The organism is Paraburkholderia sp. IW21 (assembly GCF_041321145.1).
In the GTDB taxonomy this organism is placed as follows: Bacteria; Pseudomonadota; Gammaproteobacteria; order Burkholderiales; family Burkholderiaceae; genus Paraburkholderia.
On record NZ_JBGGWA010000003.1, the window covers coordinates 136,586 to 155,550 of the forward strand.

17 protein-coding genes and 1 pseudogene are annotated in these 18,965 nt (G+C 60.4%); 7 read left to right on the plus strand and 11 right to left on the minus strand.

Annotated features, from left to right (window positions below; genetic code table 11):
- Nucleotides 1–22 precede the first annotated feature (22 nt).
- Complete coding sequence (locus ACAX43_RS07910; protein ID WP_370708306.1) at nt 23–1,213, minus strand: acyl-CoA dehydrogenase; 1,191 nt, start codon at nt 1,211–1,213, stop codon at nt 23–25.
- 212 nt (nt 1,214–1,425) lie between these two features.
- On the opposite strand from ACAX43_RS07910, the gene ACAX43_RS07915 reads away from it, so the two are divergent.
- A complete protein-coding gene (locus ACAX43_RS07915) occupies nt 1,426–1,662 on the plus strand; it encodes a hypothetical protein (protein ID WP_370707855.1) in 237 nt (78 codons plus the stop codon).
- 123 nt (nt 1,663–1,785) lie between these two features.
- On the opposite strand, the gene ACAX43_RS07920 is transcribed toward ACAX43_RS07915, so the two are convergent.
- Nucleotides 1,786–2,835 (minus strand): NAD(P)/FAD-dependent oxidoreductase, encoded by a 1,050-nt coding sequence (locus ACAX43_RS07920; RefSeq protein WP_370707856.1) that lies wholly within the window; start codon nt 2,833–2,835, stop codon nt 1,786–1,788.
- Nucleotides 2,836–3,066: 231 nt separating this feature from the next.
- On the opposite strand from ACAX43_RS07920, the gene ACAX43_RS07925 reads away from it, so the two are divergent.
- Nucleotides 3,067–3,504: a carboxymuconolactone decarboxylase family protein gene (locus ACAX43_RS07925; protein ID WP_370707857.1), complete on the plus strand. Its 438-nt coding sequence runs from the start codon at nt 3,067–3,069 to the stop codon at nt 3,502–3,504.
- A gap of 16 nt (nt 3,505–3,520) precedes the next feature.
- Here the strand turns inward: ACAX43_RS07925 and ACAX43_RS07930 are convergent, their stop codons facing one another.
- A complete protein-coding gene (locus ACAX43_RS07930; RefSeq protein WP_370707858.1) occupies nt 3,521–5,095 on the minus strand; it encodes a methyl-accepting chemotaxis protein in 1,575 nt (524 codons plus the stop codon).
- Between the two features lie 315 nt (nt 5,096–5,410).
- Nucleotides 5,411–6,271, minus strand: a complete 861-nt coding sequence (locus ACAX43_RS07935) for a LysR family transcriptional regulator (RefSeq protein ID WP_370707859.1) — start codon at nt 6,269–6,271, stop codon at nt 5,411–5,413.
- Between the two features lie 160 nt (nt 6,272–6,431).
- Between ACAX43_RS07935 and ACAX43_RS07940 the strand changes: the two genes are divergently transcribed.
- On the plus strand, nt 6,432–7,844 hold the full coding sequence (locus ACAX43_RS07940) for a DHA2 family efflux MFS transporter permease subunit (protein WP_370707860.1): 1,413 nt from the start codon (nt 6,432–6,434) through the stop codon (nt 7,842–7,844).
- A gap of 68 nt (nt 7,845–7,912) precedes the next feature.
- Nucleotides 7,913–8,143: a hypothetical protein gene (locus ACAX43_RS07945; protein ID WP_370707861.1), complete on the plus strand. Its 231-nt coding sequence runs from the start codon at nt 7,913–7,915 to the stop codon at nt 8,141–8,143.
- Nucleotides 8,144–8,301: 158 nt separating this feature from the next.
- Here ACAX43_RS07945 and ACAX43_RS07950 read toward each other — a convergent pair whose 3' ends face one another.
- From ACAX43_RS07950 to ACAX43_RS07960, 3 genes are all read right to left on the minus strand, one after another.
- Nucleotides 8,302–8,547 carry a hypothetical protein gene (locus ACAX43_RS07950; RefSeq protein ID WP_370707862.1) on the minus strand — a complete coding sequence of 82 codons (246 nt, stop codon included), beginning with the start codon at nt 8,545–8,547 and terminating at the stop codon, nt 8,302–8,304.
- 122 nt (nt 8,548–8,669) lie between these two features.
- Nucleotides 8,670–8,921 carry a DUF1488 domain-containing protein gene (locus tag ACAX43_RS07955; RefSeq protein WP_370707863.1) on the minus strand — a complete coding sequence of 84 codons (252 nt, stop codon included), beginning with the start codon at nt 8,919–8,921 and terminating at the stop codon, nt 8,670–8,672.
- Between the two features lie 102 nt (nt 8,922–9,023).
- The gene (locus tag ACAX43_RS07960; RefSeq protein WP_370707864.1) at nt 9,024–9,257 is read right to left on the minus strand and encodes a hypothetical protein; all 234 of its coding nucleotides are present in this window, start codon (nt 9,255–9,257) and stop codon (nt 9,024–9,026) included.
- 416 nt (nt 9,258–9,673) lie between these two features.
- Between ACAX43_RS07960 and ACAX43_RS07965 the strand changes: the two genes are divergently transcribed.
- The 3 genes and pseudogenes from ACAX43_RS07965 to ACAX43_RS07975 all read left to right on the plus strand — a co-directional run bounded on the left by ACAX43_RS07965 (nt 9,674) and on the right by ACAX43_RS07975 (nt 11,452).
- The gene (locus ACAX43_RS07965; RefSeq protein WP_370707865.1) at nt 9,674–9,853 is read left to right on the plus strand and encodes a hypothetical protein; all 180 of its coding nucleotides are present in this window, start codon (nt 9,674–9,676) and stop codon (nt 9,851–9,853) included.
- Nucleotides 9,854–10,065: 212 nt separating this feature from the next.
- Nucleotides 10,066–11,116 (plus strand): annotated as a pseudogene (locus ACAX43_RS07970) (glycosyltransferase family 2 protein).
- 114 nt (nt 11,117–11,230) lie between these two features.
- Entirely contained in the window at nt 11,231–11,452 is a 222-nt protein-coding gene (locus tag ACAX43_RS07975) for a hypothetical protein (protein ID WP_370707866.1), read from the plus strand.
- Nucleotides 11,453–11,574: 122 nt separating this feature from the next.
- Here ACAX43_RS07975 and ACAX43_RS07980 read toward each other — a convergent pair whose 3' ends face one another.
- The 4 genes from ACAX43_RS07980 to ACAX43_RS07995 all read right to left on the minus strand — a co-directional run bounded on the left by ACAX43_RS07980 (nt 11,575) and on the right by ACAX43_RS07995 (nt 18,503).
- Nucleotides 11,575–12,882, minus strand: a complete 1,308-nt coding sequence (locus ACAX43_RS07980; protein ID WP_370707867.1) for an MFS family transporter — start codon at nt 12,880–12,882, stop codon at nt 11,575–11,577.
- A gap of 322 nt (nt 12,883–13,204) precedes the next feature.
- On the minus strand, nt 13,205–14,920 hold the full coding sequence (locus tag ACAX43_RS07985; RefSeq protein WP_370707868.1) for a SpoVR family protein: 1,716 nt from the start codon (nt 14,918–14,920) through the stop codon (nt 13,205–13,207).
- Nucleotides 14,917–16,188 carry a YeaH/YhbH family protein gene (locus ACAX43_RS07990; protein ID WP_370707869.1) on the minus strand — a complete coding sequence of 424 codons (1,272 nt, stop codon included), beginning with the start codon at nt 16,186–16,188 and terminating at the stop codon, nt 14,917–14,919. The genes ACAX43_RS07985 and ACAX43_RS07990 overlap by 4 nt, the downstream gene beginning before the upstream one ends.
- 392 nt (nt 16,189–16,580) lie before the next feature.
- Nucleotides 16,581–18,503 (minus strand): PrkA family serine protein kinase, encoded by a 1,923-nt coding sequence (locus ACAX43_RS07995; RefSeq protein ID WP_370707870.1) that lies wholly within the window; start codon nt 18,501–18,503, stop codon nt 16,581–16,583.
- Between the last annotated feature and the right edge of the window lie 462 nt (nt 18,504–18,965).

The following is an 18,965-nucleotide window of genomic DNA, read 5'->3' on the forward strand; positions in this document are numbered from 1 at the left end:
CAGCAGCCCTCCACGGATCGCGTCAGAGCAGCCACGGGGAACCTCCGGCGCCGGAATCGGTGTCGACGTTGGCCCTGGCGTTGGCTTCGACCTTCGCCTTGAAGGTCAACTCGCCGAGTGCTGCAAGGTCGCGTTCGGCATGGCTTTGCCGTAAGAACACCGGCAGGTCCGCCAGCGCCCGGGCGAAGCGTGCATCACGACACAACGGGCCGGCGCCGAGCGTTCGCGTGGCGTGGCTCATGACCGCAGTCGCCGCTTCTTCGACGACAAGACGTGCGCGCATGACTTCGCGTTGCACGTCGGCCTGCGGGTTCGCATCGATATGGGTAGCGGTTTCGCGCAACACCGCAGCGGCACCGGCCAAAGCGACGTCGACCGCGCCGAGATGGGCGAGCCGATGTGGGTCGGCGCGTTGCATGGACGCGTCGCGCAACATCCCGGCAATCTGCGCAGCGGCGCCGTACCAGCATGCGGCAATGCCCGCCCCGCCATGCCAGAAGCCCGGGCGGCACACGTACGCATGCGCGGCGCCCACCAGCGTAGCCGGTGTCTGATCGAAGATGACGTCGGCACTCGCGGTTGCCTGCATGCCGACGGCTTGCCACTTCGACGTATCGATCGAGATCGAAGCCTCCTCCATCGCGACGGCTACGAGCACGGGTTTATCGTCAAGCCATGCGGTGACGAGCGCGTGACTGACTACGCCCGCGCCCGAGCACCAGGCCTTGGTGCCGGTGAGGTGCAGGTCCGCGCCATCACTTCGGGCTCCTGCTTTTTTCGCTTGCACGCGCGCATCGGGCGGCTCCGCGGCCCACACGCCCCAGCGACTGCCCGCAGGCGGCGTAGGTCCGTGCAATTCGGCGAGGATGGCAAGCGCATCGGTATGGCCTTCGAACAGCTTGATGAGTCCGAGATCACGCGCGGCGACCGCGGCGAGAGCACGCCAGCGCGCCAACGTCTGGCCGTGACCCGGAAATGGCAGGTATGGCAAACGGTCGTAGCCGCATTCGACCAGGGCGCGCAACACTTCGCCGAGCGAGGCGGGGTCGTTCGCATCAAGAGGCGTGTCACGCAGAAAAATTTCAAGCGCCCCGGCAGACTGCGCGGGCTCGCTCGCGGACCGTGCCGCGTGCGAATCGGGAGAGCGCGTTCGGCCGGGTCTTTCCGGCGGCCGCGCACTCGCGCTGGCCGCACGATCACGCGTATCGAGCATCATGCCTCCCTGAAGCTATTCGATCTATGCCTGCGTATGTTCAGTAGCCGCAGGGCTTGCAGACGAACAGCAAGCGGCGTGCCGCAGGGGTCAAATGCCGGGGGACGTCACCGTCTTCAGTGGTTATCAGGCATCAGAGGAGCGCCGGCGGCGGCCCGGGCCTCGGAATTGCTAACTCGCAGAGCACCCCTATCAAAAACCAGGAGCTTCAATTGAAACGAGCATTGACTACCCTAGCCCTCGCTGCAGCACTAGCTCTGACCTACACCGCCGCGCAAGCCGAAGGCTGCACCAAAGGCGCGGTTGTGGGTGGAGCCACCGGCCACGTCGCCGGCGGCCACGGTGTAGCAGGCGCGGCCGCCGGCTGCGCGATCGGCCACCACGAGGCTAAAAAGAAGGATAAGGCGGCCAGTGCGGCGGCAGGCGCCAGCCAACCGGCCGGCAAATAAGCCCATGCAAAAAGCCCGCTGGCAATCCACGGATTACCAGCGGGCTCTTCCGCAAAACAGAGCATCAATAAACAGATGAAACACAGGCAAATGCCGACACGTCACTGAACTTCAGCCTGACGCTCACCCCGCCGCCCCAACCTTTTCCGCCAACTTCGCGTCGTAACTGGAATGGACGTGCACCCGCTTCTTATCCGGGTACGCATACGAATACGCCTTGCGCAGCGCCAGCGATGCTTCGTGAAAACCGGACAGAATCAACTTCTGCTTGTTCGGATAATTGGCAATGTCGCCGACCGCGAAGATACCCGGCCGCGAGCTTTCGTAGTTGGACGTATCCACATCGACCCGGCCGCCGTGAATCGACAGATCCCATCGCGCGATCGGCCCCAGATCGGCGACCAACCCGTACAACACAACGAGTTGCCCGGCTTCCAGCTGCGTTTCGCCTCCAATATGCCGCAGCGAGATCGATTGCAACGCGTCATGCTCCACGTTAAGGCCCGAAATCGCGCCGACGATGAAATCCATCTCGCCCGCTTCGACCGCGCGCCGCATCAATTCGACGCTCGAATCGGCCGCGCTGAAACCATTGCGCCGATGTACCAGCGTCACGCGCCGCGCAACCTTGCGCAGGGCTAGCGCCCAGTCGAGCGCGGAATCGCCGCCGCCGGCCACCACCACCGTCTTGTCGGCGAAATCGGCAAGGCGTTTCACGCTGTAGTGCACATGGCGTGACTCAAGCGGTACGGCTTCGGCGAGTACCAGCTTCTGCGGCACGAACGCCCCGTTGCCGGCGGCAAGCAGAATCGCCGCCACGTCGAAGACGAGGCCGCGGTCAGTACGCAAGGTCCATCGCCCGTCGTCGCGCTGCTCCACCGACTCGATCCGCTGCTCCAGATGCATCGGCACGTCGAACGGTTTGCATTGCGCCATCAACCGGTCCACCAGCTCGCGCGCGGTACACGACGGAATCGCGGGAATGTCGTAAATTGGCTTGTCGGGATAGAGCTCGGTGCACTGGCCGCCGACCTTGCCGAGCGCATCGACGATCTGACACGTCAGGCCGATCACGCCCGCCTCAAAAGCGGCAAAGAGGCCCACCGGGCCGGCGCCGACGATCAGGACATCGGAGCGAATCGGTTGCGGAAGCGGGTCTGCGGCGAGCGTCATTCAAGGTCTCTTCGAGTAGGTCGATGACCCACCATACAGAATCGCCCGAAGCGCGGCAACGATGCCATTACAACCGGTAAGGACGCTTGAGTTGCAACAGGTACCCTTGTTGGCCGACTAAAAGTGGCCACCTGAAAATAGCCAAAATCGGTTATTTTGCAAAGCCACTCATGCGATTAATCTTCATTCACCGCACCACTGAATGCGTCCAAACCGACTCAGGAGTGAATCATGGAACAACGTCTCGACTTCTACAAAGCCAACCCCGCCGCGATCAAGGCGCTGATCGGCGTCGAAGAGCGCATCGGCAAATCGGCACTCGAAAAATCGCTGACCGAACTGGTCCGGCTGCGCGCCTCGCAGATCAACGGCTGCGCCTATTGTGTCGACATGCATACGGCCGACGCCCGCAAAGGCGGCGAAACCGATCGGCGCCTGGCCACTGTGGTGGTTTGGCGCGAAACGCCTTTTTTCACCGACCGCGAACGTGCCGCACTCGAATGGACCGAAGCGCTGACACTGGTGTCGCACGAACATGTGCCCGATGCGGTGTGGAATGTCGTGCGGCCGCACTTCAGCGATGAAGAACTGGTCGACCTGACGCTGCTGATCTCGTCGATCAATGCATGGAACCGCTTTGCGGTTTCGTTTCGCAAACTGCCGGCTTGAGAGGAGGCCGTCGCTCTCAGAACGAAGGCTCACGCGCCGCTACGTCGCGGGCGACCTTGAAAGCCGCGGTCAATTCGCTCAGCTGGCGCGCCTGATCCGCCAGCGAATTCGCGGTGGCCGCACTTTCCTCGACCAGCGCGGCATTGTGTTGCGTGACCTCATCCATCTGCGTGACGGCAAGGCTCACCTGCCTGATGCCATCGCTCTGCTCCTTCGAAGCCGCCGCAATCTCGCCGACAATCCGCGCCACGCGCTCGATTGCCGCTTCGATTTCCTGCATGGTATCGCCTGCTTCGTTGACAAGCGCCGCGCCGCTTTCTACGCGCGAAGTCGACTCCGCAATCAGCGTGCCGATTTCCTTCGCAGCAGCAGCCGAACGCTGCGCAAGACTGCGGACCTCGCCCGCGACGACCGCGAAGCCACGCCCTTCTTCGCCCGCGCGCGCGGCTTCAACGGCCGCATTCAGCGCAAGGATATTGGTCTGAAACGCGATGCCTTCGATCGCGGTAATGATGCCGGTCATCTTCGACGAGACCGCGTGAATCACCTGCATCGTCTCGACCATGCTGCCGACCGAACTGCGTCCGCGCGCGGCCATTTCGGAAGCGCGCAAAGCCAGCTCGCTCGCGTGATGCGCGTTCTCGGCGTTCAGTTGGACGGTCGAGGTGAGCTGCTCCATCGCCGCGGCAGTTTCTTCCAGCGACGCCGCCTGTTCCTCGGTGCGTTGCGACAGATCCAGATTGCCCGCGGCGATCTGCTGCGTCGACGAAGCAATGGAGTGCGAACCCGCTCGCACCGTGGTGACGGTCGCGCCGAGCTTGTCCTGCATCGACGCGACACCGCGCAACAGCGTCGCCATTTCGTCGTTCGAGCGGATTGACACGTGCGTGGTTAACTCGCCGGCGGCGATGGCGTCGAACTGGCGCAGCGCGTCGTTCAGCGGCGCCATGATCGCGCGGCGCAACGTGCGCCAACTGATGAACGCCACCGTCAAGCCCACCAGAACGCTGCCGATGCATGCGACCAGCAGCGTCTGAAAAAGCGTGGCCGAGCGCTCGCTGGCTTCACTTGCCTGCTGGTTCAGATAGTCCTCGAGCGCGCTCTGGCTCGTGTTCATTGCCGTGTAAAGACCGATCAGACGATGCGCGCGGTTTTCGTCCATCCAGCTCGCATCGCCCGTGCGGATCGCGTCGACCAGCTTGTCGATGCCGTCACGCCGCACGGCTGTGCGCTTCGCGTCGAGGTCGTCGGTGAGACGTTGCAGTTCAGGCGTTTTCGGCAGATCGCGGAAGCTGTTCCACCACTTGTCGGAATCGGCAAGCAGCATGCGGGCGCGCTCCAGTTGCGCGGCCAGTTGCGGCGAGTGCGGATTGCTCATCGCCCAATCGAGCCCGAAGCGCGCGCGTGACATGGCGGTGCCCGATTTGCCGAGCGCCACGACCGAAGCGAAATGCACCGTGTAAGCGTCGCGCTGCGCCGCGTTGCTTTCGTCCATTCCGAGGATGCCGAGCGCGCCGGTGGCAATCAGCAGCACGCCGAGAAACGCGATGGTGATCGCGATCCGTAGATTGATGGTCAGGTTCTTGGTCATCGTGGTTGTCGTAGCTCTGGCTGGTTTGGCGCTTTGGCTCGTGACGTGCGGTCCCCGCGCACGTGTGAAAGGCGTTGTGTCCCGAACCTTTCACGTGGCAATTTTCGCTTCTTGAGACGATTTTATGTTCCTTATATGGACCAATGAACCGTCTATGGAAAGTATAGCGATTCGCTCTAGTGTGAAAAAATTAAATTTGGCAGGCGCCGCAAACACGCAACAAGCATGCAGGAGATATGTTTCGCCGGTGGTTGGGGCACGTTCGCTGTACGTTTCACCGTGCATTCGCACGACTCAAGCGCCGCCTGGGCGGAGTCACTCACCAATCCACGAGCCGCGTAAATCGCTGTCGTGCAACAGTTGCAGCAAGGTGCCCGCCGGGCGGCTAAGCCGTTTGGCCGCCAGCGCGATGAATTCCACCGAGGGCAGCGCCGGGAGACTGGCTGCGTTCAGCGGCGGCGCAAGGCCCCGCGCGGCCAGGTACTGCGGACGAACCGTAATGCCAAGCCCGCCGCGCGCGGCCGCGATACAGCCCGCGTGACTGCTGCTCGTGCACACCAGCTGCCAGCTGAAGCCGGCTTCGGCTAGCGCATCGAGCACCACGGCGCGCGTCACGCTCGGCTCGGCGACCAGAATCAGCGGCAACGGCTGGCTGAGATCGACCAGCGTGCCGATGCGCGCCAGCCACTCCAGCCGTCCCGTGAAAAGCGGTACACCGCGACGGTCGCCGAGACGCCGCTTACCCACCAGCAGATCGATCGAACCAGCGTCCAGCAACTCGTATAGCTTGCCGGTCATGCCGATGGTGATTTCCAGTTCGACATCGGGATGCGCATCGCGAAACGCCGCCAGCACCGTGGGCAGCGGACCGAGCGCGACGTCGTCCGATGAACCGAGCCGCACGCGCCCCTTCAGGCGCGGCGCCCGAAACTGTGACTCGGCCCGCGCGAGCGCTTGCAGGATCACACTGGCGTGCGCCAGCATGGCCTCGCCGTCCGGGGTCATCGCAAGCGAATGCGTGTCGCGCACGAACAGGCGTCGGCCGACGCTTTGCTCGAGGCGGCGGATATGTTCGCTGACGCTCGACTGCGTGAGATCGAGCTGCCGCCCTGCCTCGGTAAAGCTATGGCAGGCCGCGACGGTCGCGAAGGTCTTGAGCCAGATGGGATTGAGCATGTGCCATTGTCGCCTCGGTTATCGGCAAAGTCGATAACAGTCAGCGCCCCCAGTGGGGTTCCCGATTAACGTCGACGTCAATATGATGATGGAACCCCCAACGATTGCATTGTGTCCAGGCCGCCCATTCGCCCCGACCGCCCCGCAGCTTCAATTGAACATGAACAAGGACTCCGCCCAGACCGCACTACTCTGGATCGTCGCCGCCGGCTTTTTCATGCAGTCGCTCGACACGACGATCGTCAACACGGCGTTGCCGTCGATGGCGAACAGCCTGCATGTCGCGCCGCTCGCCATGCAGCCGATCGTAGTCGCCTACACGCTGACGATGGCGATGCTCACCCCGGCCTCAGGCTGGCTCGCCGACCGCTTCGGCACGCGGCGCGTGTATTTCGTGGCGATCCTCGTGTTCGTGCTCGGTTCGGTCTGTTGCGCGAGCGCGCATACGCTCGGCCAACTGGTGATGGCGCGGGTCCTGCAAGGGCTGGGCGGATCGATGCTGCTGCCGATCGGACGGCTCGCCGTCTTGCGCAGCGTGTCGGGCGAGCAATACGTGTCGGCGCTGGCCTTCATTTCGATTGCCGGCCAGTTGGGACCGATTGCCGGACCGACGCTCGGCGGCTGGTTCGTGCAGGCGGTCACGTGGCACTGGATCTTTCTGATCAATGTGCCGATCGGCGCGGTGGGCCTCTACGCCGTGCAGCGGTTTTTGCCGTCGCATGGCGAAACCAAGGCGCCCCCATTCGACTTCGTCGGCTGCGGGCTCCTGTCGCTCTGCATGATCGCGTTTTCGCTGGCCATCGAGGCGCCGGTGGAGACGCATCGCGCGGCATGGTCGGCAGGTCTCTTCGCGCTCGCTGTCGTCAGCGCGCTCGCTTACATTCCGCACGCAAAACGCCGCAGCAATCCGCTCTTCAAACTCTCGCTGTTCCGCGAGCCGAATTTCAGCGTCGGCCTGATCGGCAACCTGGTGTGCCGCGTCGGTTCGAGCGCCGTGCCGTTCCTGGTGCCGTTGCTGCTGCAACTGCAACTCGGTTACTCACCGCTGCACTCCGGCCTCATGATGCTGCCCGCGGCGCTTGCCGGCACGCTCGCCAAACGCTGGATTGCGCCGCTCATACGCCGCTATGGTTACGACACCTTCCTGCTCGTCAATACGGTGATAGTCGGCACCTCGATCGTTGCGTTCGCACTGATTACCCGTGGCACGCCGCTCATGGTCGAAGTCGTGATTCTGGCGGTGTTCGGCGCGGCCAACTCCATGCAATTCGCGGCGATGAACAGCGCCACGCTCAAAGACCTCTCGCATGAAGACGCCGGCAGCGGCAACAGTCTCTTTTCGATGGTGCAGATGCTGGCGATCGGGTTGGGCGTATCGATCGGGGGTGGACTCGTGAATTTTTTCTCGGCGCAATGGGGCTCGGCGGCACTCGGATTCCGTCTGAGCTTCGTGTGCGTGGGCGTCATCACGCTGGCCTCGGCATGGGTGTTTCGCCAACTCGACGAAGCGCCTGTCACCCGCGAAGTGCGTGGACAGGCGACACAGGGCGCCACTTCGCATCCTGTACGGTAGCGTGCAGACAATCGCCCCGCGCCGCGCGCATTCTCCATGGAGGCACTTATAGCCTGCACGGGAAACCTATGTCGAACTACCCCTTCGAGAGCGAGCTCGCTCATCTCGAACTGATTATTCCATTTCTCATGACTGCCCCGCCGCTGGGCTTGCCCTATTGGCGCCGCCGGATTCTCGCCTTATCGCCCGGCGAAGGACGACTGCCGCCTGGCAGCGTCCAACGTATCGGAAGGTTGATGGACGTATTCGAAAAGATCGAACGCGAGGCGTCGCCGGACGCTGCGGCTACGGGATGTTAGCGCTTGCCGCAAGCTGATTAGCGATGCTGTCGCGTCGCTTCGGCCGGGCGCGCAAGAATCCAGCAAAACGCCCAGTTTTGCCGTTATCGGAAGGTTTCAACGGGCACTGTCCAAATAGAAAAACCGGCCTTATGCCGGTTTTTTTTCGTTGCGAATGCTTAAAGAACGGCAGGTTTCTTTTTGAGCGGCACGATGCGGCGCGTTTGCATCAGCGTACGCTTTGCGCCCAGCCACTTCGTGACGTGCTTAACCCATTGCTTCGGTGAGGCTTCATTGCCCTGCTGGCCGTGCTGCGGCGCAATCGCCGCTGGCGCAGCGGCTTCGTCAATTTCGGCGAGGCGTGATGCTTCACGCCGCCGTTTGCCATCGGCGATTTCTTCCAGATTGACCTGGTCATCATCCATGGTGAAACTCCTGCGACAAAGCGGATGAGGCGGCGGTGGGCGCCGCACTGCTTAGGCTGTGGAACAAGGCGGCGCACGGCAGGTCCGGTTGGACATGCCGCGCCGCGCTGTATCAAGAAATATCAGGAAATCGTATAGCGGTTTTGCGGGCCACCGACATACAGACCGCGAGCAAGCGTCAGGATCTGCTCGCGATGACGGTCGAAGGCTGCCAACACTGCCGGCTCGTCAGAGCCCACGCTGGGGCTCAGATTCGAAATGACCGAATTGTCAACCGTGAAGGCGATTTCGCGTGCATTGTCATAGCCCCAGAAATTGACGCAATGACGGAAGGCGTCGTAACTGCGGCTCGGGTTCGGGAAGTTGAGAGACATGTCGGGCTCCCGGGGTTCTTTTTCTTCTTCACGGTGCGCTGATTGAGCCCCACGGTCAAGGGGTTGTTTGTAAGTGCCGACGGCCCGACAAATTTCGCCTCCCTAAACCCTGTAAAAAGTCTGCCCTTCTTCAAGGATCGCGAGCGCCTGCAAAGTATCGTTGATGGCATCCAGCAAACCAACGTCCTCCGCAGTAGCCTTCTTCTGCTGAACTCGCCGCAGTGCAAGATAAAACGTCAGTTTCCCGAATGCTACGTCGTCAGTTCCGCTGCCTCCCTTGACTATCTTCGAAGCGCTTTCGTTGATTTTGTTTTCAACAAGTTGAGCAAGATCCATACTATTCTCCACGACAAGACAGTGTCAAAACGGGCTGAAAGAGGCCTCGTCCATCATTATTCAATATGGATACCGAACTTTCTTCAATGCCTCTCCGCATTCGGAATGCACATCGAATTGTTCGGCACGAAACGCATTGCCTGACCGGGACAGGTGAAAGCCGCACGCATTTAAACGTCACATGCCGGTCAGTTCAAGTATAGCGATTGCCGCCGTTCAAATTCGTCATGCGACGCACCGTCACGCCGCCCGACACACCGCCCGACACACCGTCTCGCAGTCGTATGAAATCGTCGTCAACCACATCGCGTCAAAGCCAGCTGCTCACGTCGCCCCATCATGCGCGGACAGCGGCCCTCGAGCCTCAGGCCCGAGCCTTGCTGGAATTCAAGTGTCCTCAATCAAGGAGCAAAGCCATGAACGAAACCAAAGAGAACAAGGAAACGAAGCCCGCCGACATCGAACATCCGCAACCGGCTGTGCACAGCGATAACGAGAAGAGCAAGCTACCCGAACGCGACGATGAAGGGCGCGATCAGTCACCGGCAGACCGTCCGGGCAAGAAACCCGGCGAGGGCGAACCGTCAGTCGGTTGAAATATTAAACGCTAGCCTACAAGCGGCTTTGCTGCGTTTCGGGCGCAGAGCCGCAAAAAATTTCCCCTTCGACAGGCTTTCAGAAGGCAGACATTTTTTCCGAATTATTAGCCATTATTTTTTCGGGTGATGGACTATTTTCCTGCATGCAGCGATGTGTGCGCCAAGCGAACCGGCTGCCGCCCCTCAACAGATAACAAAGGCGACGCCCCATGCCCATCCCCCCGACCTCCTCTCACTCCCCCAAAGTTTCGATCTGCCTGCCCACCTGCGATCGTCCTGAACTCATCGTGGCGTGCATCGATTCTTGCCTTGCGCAGACCTACGGCAATCTGGAAATCGTGATCGGCGATGATTCGAAGGACGCGCGCACCCGGCAGTTGATCGCGGCGCGCTATGCGAACGAGCCGCGCATCCGTTACGCGATGAACCAGCCGCCGCTCGGCCAGGCGCGCAATGTCGCGAGCCTGTTCGAGCGCGCGCGGCGACAAGATCCTGTTGATTCACGACGACGATTTGCTCACCACCGACGGCGTCGAAAAGCTCGTATCGCTGTGGGCGCTTCATCCGCAACTCGAGGCGGCATTCGCCGATCAATACGAGGCCGATCACAGCGGCGCCATTGATTTCGAAGCCAGTGCGCGACTGAACACCGCCTTTCGCCGCACCCGGGACGCCGAAGGCTTGCAGCCCTTGCCCGGGCGAACCGGGCTGATCCAGATGTTCCCGAACAACGGCTGGATGGCCAACGCGGAACTCGTGAAGCGGATTGGCTATAAGGAACGGTACGGGACGTGTTGCGATTTCGTGTTCGGCACGGAGCTCTGCCTCTCAGCGCGCGAAGTGTTTTATCTGCATGACTATGTATCGGTCTATCGCAAGACAACGACCTCGATTTCGCATCGCACCCGTGGCACGACGGCCGCGGCCACCATCAGTGCGTATGCGTTCGTCAAGGCGCTGAAATTGCCGCCGCGATTGGAGCCGTCGCGCAAGCTCGCATTGCGCCGTCTCGCGCCGATCGTCGTCTCGGTCCATGCGAAGAATCGGCACGCGTTCGCCGGACTGAAGATCGCGTTCACTCATCTGTATGCATACAACTATGGATTCAGCACGCGGCTCTACTACCATCTGCTGATGCTCTCGCGCTCGGCGATGGCCATCCGGCAGCGGGCAGCCGTTGCCGTAGCACCTGCCGTCGTCGCGGAGCCGGCGACCGTTATGACGGAGCGCGTGACCGATCGCTCCGAACTAATCCGATAGCGCGTTTCCTGCTAAGCATCCGCTGATTAGCAAACGCGTATTTGTCGCTTGGTCTTTCGCGTGCGGCTGATTAGGATGAACCTTGAACCGTCATCAGCCCCGAGGGGATTCGCCATGTCCGACAGTGCCTGTTTCAAACCGCGCGTGATCGAACCGGTCGTCGTCAATCAGCCGGAAGGATTGGGGCTCGCGGTGGAGTTATGGCTCGCGCATCCCGTTGACGGAATCGCCGGGCGCGCACTGCAGATTCATCTGCGCAGCAATGCGAAGATGGCGCAAGCCGAGGCGCTGCGCGATCTGCTGCACGCAGTGGGGACGGAGATCGTGGTGGCTTGAGCGGGCGCCCTGCCGCTGGTTTGCCGTGCCTCGCCGATGGAATAAAAAACGGCGGCCGGGTTGCCCGTGGCCGCCGTTCTCAAGCAGCGCTCATGCGCGCTGTTCGAGCGTGTCGCTCACGCTCACGGCTCGTGACGCAGATACCCTTCTTTCGACGGATCACGCATGCGCAACGACACGATGCCGGCGATGGCGCACAGCGCGGTCACGTACCAGTAGAACGTCGACTCGCTACCCACCGACTTCAGCCACAGCGCAACGTATTCCGCCGAGCCGCCGAAGATCGCATTGGCCACCGCATACGACAGCCCCACGCCGAGCGCGCGCACTTCCGGCGGGAACATTTCGGCCTTGATCAGACCGCTGATCGACGTATAGAAGCTGACGATCGCCAACGCCACCACGACGAGGCCAAACGCCGCATACGGGCTCGTCACGTCTTTCAACGCATGCAGCAACGGCACGGTGCCGATGGTCGCGAAGAAGCCGAAGAACAGCATCGACCGACGGCGACCAATTCGGTCCGACAACGCGCCGAAAGCCGGTTGCATCACCATGTAGACGAACAGCGCCGCGGTCATCACGTTGCTTGCCGTCTTCGCCTGCATGCCGGCGGTATTGACCAGGTACTTCTGCATGTACGTCGTGAACGTATAAAAAATCAGCGAGCCGCCGGCCGTGAAGCCGAGTACCGTCGCAAATGCGCCCTTGTGCAGCCACAGGCCGCGCAGCGTGCCGGCTTCCTTGCGCTGACGCATCTCGGCGGTGGTGGTTTCTTCAAGCGATTTACGCAGATACAGCGCGACCAGCGCCGCCAGCGCACCGATCACGAACGGCACACGCCAGCCCCACGCTTTCAGATCTTCCGTGGAGAGCGTTTGCTGAAGGATCACCAGCACCAGCAGCGCACACAACTGGCCGCCGATCAGCGTGACGTACTGGAACGACGCGAAGAACCCGCGACGGCCCTTGAGGGCGACTTCACTCATATAAGTCGCGCTGGTGCCGTATTCGCCACCTACCGACAAGCCCTGGAACAGGCGTGCCATCAGGAGAAAAGCCGGCGCCCATGCGCCGATCTGCGCATAGGTGGGCAACACGGCGATCACGAGCGAGCCGCCGCACATCATGAACACCGACACCATCATCGCGGTCTTGCGCCCGTGCTTGTCGGCAAGCCGGCCAAAGAACCAGCCGCCGATCGGGCGCATCAGGAAGCCCGCGGCAAAGACGCCCGCGGTGTTGAGCAACTGCGTGGTGGTGTTGCCGCTCGGGAAGAATGCCGGCGCGAAATACAGCGCGCAGAACGAGTACACGTAGAAGTCGAACCACTCGACTAGATTGCCTGACGAAGCGCCAACGATCGCGAAGATGCGGCGCCGGGTGTCGTGTGCCGAGGCCACGGTTGTTTGGTCGGATAGGTCGGTCATGCTGTTGTCTTTCCTTGTCTTTAAACGGAGGTGGCGGTCGCGGCGCCGCCTTCACAACACGCGCAGCGAGGTGCCGCAGTGGCCCCCGTGGCGCGCGTGCGCGAATTTTACAGAATTGCAAGGGAGAGATGGGGGGTTTGTTAGGAGCCTATGGCGCGCGAGCGGAAGCCGAACGCATTTTTCAATAATTTTTTAAAAATTATTGAAAAATGCGGAACAGTGTCCACGGCACGTCCAATAGCAGAAGCCCCCGTAAGGCGCGGCATACGGGGGCTTCTGGCAGAACGAATCGGCTTCTGCTTGACGGGCGCTTACCGGGAGTTCAAACCCTCACCGCGGGCGGCACATACTTGCACTCATAGCGCTTTCTCACCGTACCGTTCTCATCGACGCTTTCCAGGTAGACATCGAACTGCCACAGGCGCGCCATGTGCTTGAGCACCTCATCGCTATCACCGGACAGATGCCGGTTGTCGCTCATGAAATGCCGCAGCGTCAGACTCCGGTCGCCGCGCGTGTTGACCGCCCACACCTGAATATTCGGCTCCCGATGATGCATGTCGTACTGCCGCGACAGCGCCTGACGCACATACTGATACCCACTGTCGTCATGAATCGCCGAGACCTCGAGCGCATCGCGCATGTCGTCATCCAGCACCGAGAACAGACGCATTTCCCGGATCAGATGCGGCGACAGATACTGCGCGACGAAACTCTCGTCCTTGAAGTTGCGCATTGCGTAGTGCATGGCGGGTAGCCACGGGCTGCCGGCCAGTTCCGGGAACCACTTGCGGTCCTCCTCCGTCGGCGCCTCGCAGATCCGGCGGATGTCGCTCATCATCGAAAAACCGAGCGCATACGGATTGATGCCGCTGTAATACGGTTTCGTCACCGGCGGCTGGTAGACCACATTGCTGTGCGAATGGAGAAACTCCATCATGAAGCCGTCTTCCAGCTTGCCTTGGGCGTACATCGTGTTGAGCAACGTGTAGTGCCAGAATGTCGCCCAGCCTTCGTTCATCACCTGGGTTTGCCGCTGCGGATAAAAATACTGCCCGACCTTGCGCACGATGCGGATCACTTCCCGCTCCCACGGCTCGAGCAACGGCGCATTTTTCTCCGCGAAATACAGCAGGTTTTCCTGCGGCTCCGGCGGATAACGCTCCTCGATTTCCTCCGGCAAAGGCGTATGCCGGGTCGGCAAGGTCCGCCACAGCTCGTTCACCTGCGATTGCAGATAAGCCTCACGTTCGCGGCGCGCCGCAAACTCTTTTTCCAGCGACAATTTCTGCGGACGTTTGTAACGGTCCACGCCGTAGTTCATCAACGCATGGCACGAGTCGAGCAGTTCCTCCACCCGGTCGAGTCCGAAGCGCTCCTCGCACTCCGCGATGTAGTTCTTCGCGTAGACGAGGTAATCGATAATCGCGTGCGCATCAGTCCACAGTTTGAACAGATAGTTGCCCTTGAAGAACGAGTTGTGGCCATAGGCCGCGTGTGCGACGACGAGCGCCTGCATCGTCATCGTGTTCTCTTCCATCAGGTACGCGATGCAGGGGTTCGAATTGATGACGATCTCATACGCCAGCCCCATCTGGCCGCGACGATAGCTTTTTTCAGTGGCGAGGAAGTGTTTGCCGAACGACCAGTGACGATAATTCACAGGCATGCCGACAGACGCGTAGGCGTCCATCATCTGTTCGGCGCTGATGAGTTCGAGCTGGATCGGATACACGTCGAGTTCATATTGCTCTGCAACAAGGGCAATATGCGAGTCGTACTCTTCGATCAATTCGAAGGTCCAGTCGGACGGGCACGGCAAAGGCCGTCTATCGGCTACGTTCATACGGACTTCCCTTTGCCCCGCAGGGGGCGTTCCGGTGTGTCCCCGTGCTGCAGCGGTCTCGACTGCTCCGGCTGCGGCGGCTCCAGAATCGTCCGCCTTCGCCTCGGCATGCCCCGACTGACGCTGCGGCACGCCTTTCCCGCGCTCCGGCTGAGCGCCGGGCGCTTCGTCGTGCAGGTGCTTTGTCGTCATGAAGACGCCACCTGCTTCTCAAACAATTCGCGAAACACCGGATAGATGTCAGCCGCGGTTTCGACCTTCTTCATCGCCATGTGCGGCTGGCTCAGCGCCAGTTGCGCATATTCGAGCCACAAGTTCTGCTCTTCCGGCGTGACCTGGATATACGCAAAATAGCGCACCTTATCCAGGATGTCACCCGAAAGTATTTTGCGGCACTTGGGCGAATCGTCGGTCCAATTGTCGCCGTCGGAAGCCTGAGCGCCGTAAATATTCCATTCAGTCGGCGAATAGCGCTCGTCCATTACTTTCTGCATCAGCTCCAGCGCGCTCGACACCACCGTGCCGCCGCTTTCGGTCGAATGGAAGAACGTGTCTTCATCGACTTCTTCGGCGCGCGTATGGTGCCGGATGAACACCACTTCGATCTTTTCGTAGTTACGCTTGAGGAACAGATACAGCAGGATGAAGAAGCGCTTGGCGAGATCCTTGCGCTGCTCGTCCATGGAACCCGACACATCCATCAGACAGAACATCACTGCCTGGCTGGACGGCGTGGGCTGCTTCACCCGGTTTACGTAGCGCAAATCGAACGGATCGATAAACGGAATGCGCCAGATGCGCCCGCGCAAATGGTGGATTTCCTCTTCGAGCAGTTTGATTTCGTCGCGACGGTCGTCCGGATCGGCCTTCATCACTTCGAGTTGCCGCTCCATCTCGTGCAACTGATTGACGAGCGGCGCACCGAGCGCAATACGGCGGCCGAGCGCGCTCCTCAGCGACCGGACCACGTCGATATTGTTCGGTGTGCCTTCGGCCGCCCAGCCCGCGCGGATACTTTTCCACGTAGGCACGGCCATCAGATGGGTTTTGACGAGACGCGGCAGTTCGAGGTCGTCGAAGAAATACTGCATGAACTCTTCGCGGCTCAGCTCGAATACGAAGTCGTCCTGACCCTCGCCCTCATTGCTGGCCTGATTGCCGCCGCCTCCACCACCGCCCCCTTGCGGGCGCTGGATCTTGTCGCCACGGATGTAGTCGGAATTGCCCGGGTGCACCATTTCGCGCTTGCCGCCGGGACCATGCCGGAACGACGGTTCCGCGATGTCCTTGCGCGGGATGATGATGCTCTGGGTGTTCTGAATGTCCTTGATGCTGCGGTCGCGCACCGCTTCCGAGACGGCGCGACGAATATAGTTCTTAACGCGGCGCAGAAAGCGCTCGCGGTTTGCAATGCTCTTGTTCTTGCCTGCTAACCTGCGGTCGATGATTTGATGAAGCACGCCCGGTCTCCCGTATCGACCAGAGTTAGCGCTTTAGCGCTTACTCTGGTCCTATGCACTCGCGTATCGACCAGAGTTAGCGCTTTAGCGCTTACTCTGGTCCTATGCACTCGCGTATCGACCAGAGTTAGCGCTTTAGCGCTTACTCTGGTCCTATGCACTCGCATGTCGACCAGAGTTAGCGCTTTAGCGCTTACTCCGATCCTATGCAGTCGCATGTCGACCAGAGTTAGCGCTTCAGCACTTACCCCGACCCCATGCAACTGCACTGATTTCCGCTGCGCGAGACGCACGCTGCATAGGCATGTCTACAAACAAACGCTATGTCCATACAGCTTGCGCCTCGCAAGGTGCCCGCGCGGACAGACCGCGCAGGCGGCACGCAGTGCGTATCATGACGATTTGCGCACGCGCAGATACCAGTCACACAACAAGCGCACCTGCTTCGGCGTATAGCCCTTGGTCACCATCCGGTTGACGAAGTCTTCATGCTTGCGTTGTTCCTCCGCCGAGCCCTTGGCGTTGAACGAGATCACAGGCAGCAGTTCCTCCGTGTTCGAGAACATCTTCTTTTCGATCACGACGCGCAGCTTCTCGTAGCTGATCCACGCAGGATTCTTCCCCGCATTCGCAGCACGCGCACGCAACACGAAGTTGACGATCTCGTTGCGGAAGTCCTTCGGGTTGCTGATGCCCGCAGGTTTCTCGATCTTCTCCAGTTCGGCGTTCAGCGCCGCGCGGTCGAAACTCTCGCCGGTGTCGTGGTCACGGAATTCCTGATCCTGAATCCAGAAATCCGCATACGTCACGTAGCGATCGAAGATATTCTGACCATACTCGGAATACGACTCCAGATACGCGGTCTGAATCTCCTTGCCGATGAACTCGGCATAGCGCGACGCCAGCACGTCCTTGATGAACGACAGATACTTCTGCTCGGTTTCCGGCGGGAACTGCTCGCGCTCGATCTGCTGTTCGAGCACGTACATCAAGTGCACCGGATTCGCTGCGACTTCCGTCGAATCGAAGTTGAATACACGTGACAGGATCTTGAACGCGAAGCGGGTCGACACGCCGGTCATCCCTTCATCCACGCCCGCGAAATCACGATATTCCTGATACGACTTGGCCTTCGGATCGGTGTCCTTGAGATTCTCGCCGTCGTACACCTGCATCTTCGAGAACAGACTGGAGTTTTCCGGCTCCTGCAAGCGCGTGAGCACCGACATCTGTGCCATCATCTTCAACGTGCCCGGTGCGCATATCGCATTGGCCAGCGACGAATTACGCAGCAGCTTCTCGTAGATTTTGACCTCTTCACCGTAGCGCAGGCAGTACGGCACCTTCACGACGAAGATCCGGTCAAGCAGTGCTTCGTTGTTGCGATTGTTGCGGAACGCCTTCCATTCCGACTCGTTGGAGTGAGCCAGAATCACGCCGTCGAACGGGATCGCGCCGAAGCCTTCCGTGCCCTTGAAGTTGCCTTCCTGAGTCGCGGTGAGCAGCGGGTGCAAGACCTTGATCGGCGCCTTGAACATTTCGACGAACTCGAGCAGACCCTGATTCGCGAGACACAGGCCACCGGAGTAGCTGTATGCGTCCGCGTCATCTTGTGCGTACTGTTCGAGCTTGCGGATGTCGACCTTACCGACGAGCGACGAAATGTCCTGATTGTTTTCGTCACCCGGTTCGGTCTTGGCGATACCGATCTGACGAAGGATCGACGGGTAGCGGCGCACCACGCGAAACTTGCGGATGTCGCCGTTGTATTCGTGCAGGCGCTTCACCGCCCACGGGCTAAGAATGTTTTTCAGGTAGCGGCGTGGAATACCGTATTGCTCTTCGAGGATCGGACCGTCCTCGTCGTAATCGAACAAACCGAGTGGCGACTCGTTGACGGGCGAGCCCTTGATCGCGTAGAAAGGCACGCGTTCCATGAGTTGCTTCAGCCGTTCCGCGATCGACGATTTACCGCCGCCGACCGGGCCTAACAGATACAGAATCTGCTTCTTTTCTTCGAGCCCCTGGGCCGAATGCCGGAAGTAGGCGACCACCTGCTCGATCACGTCTTCCATTCCGTAGAACTCACGGAATGCGGGGTATACCTTGATGACCTTGTTCGCGAAGATGCGCGACATGCGCGGATCGTTGCGAGTGTCTATCTGTTCGGGTTCACCGATTGCTGTCAACATGCGTTCGCCAGCCGTGGCGTACGCGGCGGGATTGTCTTTGCAGAGCGCGAGATACTCCTCGAGCGAGAGTTCATCTTCTCGTGTTTTCTCGAAGCGGGTCGCGAAACTGCTGTAGATATCCATGCTACCTCCTCGCCGAAGTCTAGACCGATGTCGTGCGCGGCGCGCTATTCGGAAACGACATCGCTCGAATTCATCCTAAACCCTTTTAAATTTTTTTTCACGAACTACGTTGCGAAAATCGCGCCGTATGCGCCTCCCCACATTCATCACTTGGAAACACAGATTCGCTCACCTACAATCTTCCGCTTGCAATGCTCCGTTATGCGGAGCGTCTCGTTCATCGAACGATCTCACTGCCGCACCAGACAGCCTGTCTGCACGCGCACACTTTCTTGCATCAAGCGCAGACGTCATGCGTTTTCCTTCATCCGGCTACTATTTTTATCAACGCGCGGCACGGTCTTTGGGTCTACAACAGCAAGCGTGTGTTACATGTTCGTTCGCCGTGCTGACCTGAGGCGCCCTTCACTGGCGCATCGTCAAGCAGTTCGTCAACGCGCCGGCGGTTTTGTTCCGCGCCAT

Bases quoted from the DNA above. Each gene is read 5' to 3' on its own strand.
- ACAX43_RS07930 (WP_370707858.1), bottom strand. From the start codon at position 5,095: ATGACCAAGAACCTGACCATCAATCTACGGATCGCGATCACCATCGCG.
- ACAX43_RS07955 (WP_370707863.1), bottom strand. From the start codon at position 8,921: ATGTCTCTCAACTTCCCGAACCCGAGCCGCAGTTACGACGCCTTCCGT.
- ACAX43_RS07945 (WP_370707861.1), top strand. From the start codon at position 7,913: ATGTCGAACTACCCCTTCGAGAGCGAGCTCGCTCATCTCGAACTGATT.
- ACAX43_RS07975 (WP_370707866.1), top strand. From the start codon at position 11,231: ATGTCCGACAGTGCCTGTTTCAAACCGCGCGTGATCGAACCGGTCGTC.
- ACAX43_RS07960 (WP_370707864.1), bottom strand. From the start codon at position 9,257: ATGGATCTTGCTCAACTTGTTGAAAACAAAATCAACGAAAGCGCTTCG.
- ACAX43_RS07980 (WP_370707867.1), bottom strand. From the start codon at position 12,882: ATGACCGACCTATCCGACCAAACAACCGTGGCCTCGGCACACGACACC.
- ACAX43_RS07910 (WP_370708306.1), bottom strand. From the start codon at position 1,213: ATGCTCGATACGCGTGATCGTGCGGCCAGCGCGAGTGCGCGGCCGCCG.
- ACAX43_RS07935 (WP_370707859.1), bottom strand. From the start codon at position 6,271: ATGCTCAATCCCATCTGGCTCAAGACCTTCGCGACCGTCGCGGCCTGC.
- ACAX43_RS07995 (WP_370707870.1), bottom strand. From the start codon at position 18,503: ATGGATATCTACAGCAGTTTCGCGACCCGCTTCGAGAAAACACGAGAA.
- ACAX43_RS07965 (WP_370707865.1), top strand. From the start codon at position 9,674: ATGAACGAAACCAAAGAGAACAAGGAAACGAAGCCCGCCGACATCGAA.
- ACAX43_RS07920 (WP_370707856.1), bottom strand. From the start codon at position 2,835: ATGACGCTCGCCGCAGACCCGCTTCCGCAACCGATTCGCTCCGATGTC.
- ACAX43_RS07950 (WP_370707862.1), bottom strand. From the start codon at position 8,547: ATGGATGATGACCAGGTCAATCTGGAAGAAATCGCCGATGGCAAACGG.
- ACAX43_RS07940 (WP_370707860.1), top strand. From the start codon at position 6,432: ATGAACAAGGACTCCGCCCAGACCGCACTACTCTGGATCGTCGCCGCC.
- ACAX43_RS07925 (WP_370707857.1), top strand. From the start codon at position 3,067: ATGGAACAACGTCTCGACTTCTACAAAGCCAACCCCGCCGCGATCAAG.
- ACAX43_RS07985 (WP_370707868.1), bottom strand. From the start codon at position 14,920: ATGACGACAAAGCACCTGCACGACGAAGCGCCCGGCGCTCAGCCGGAG.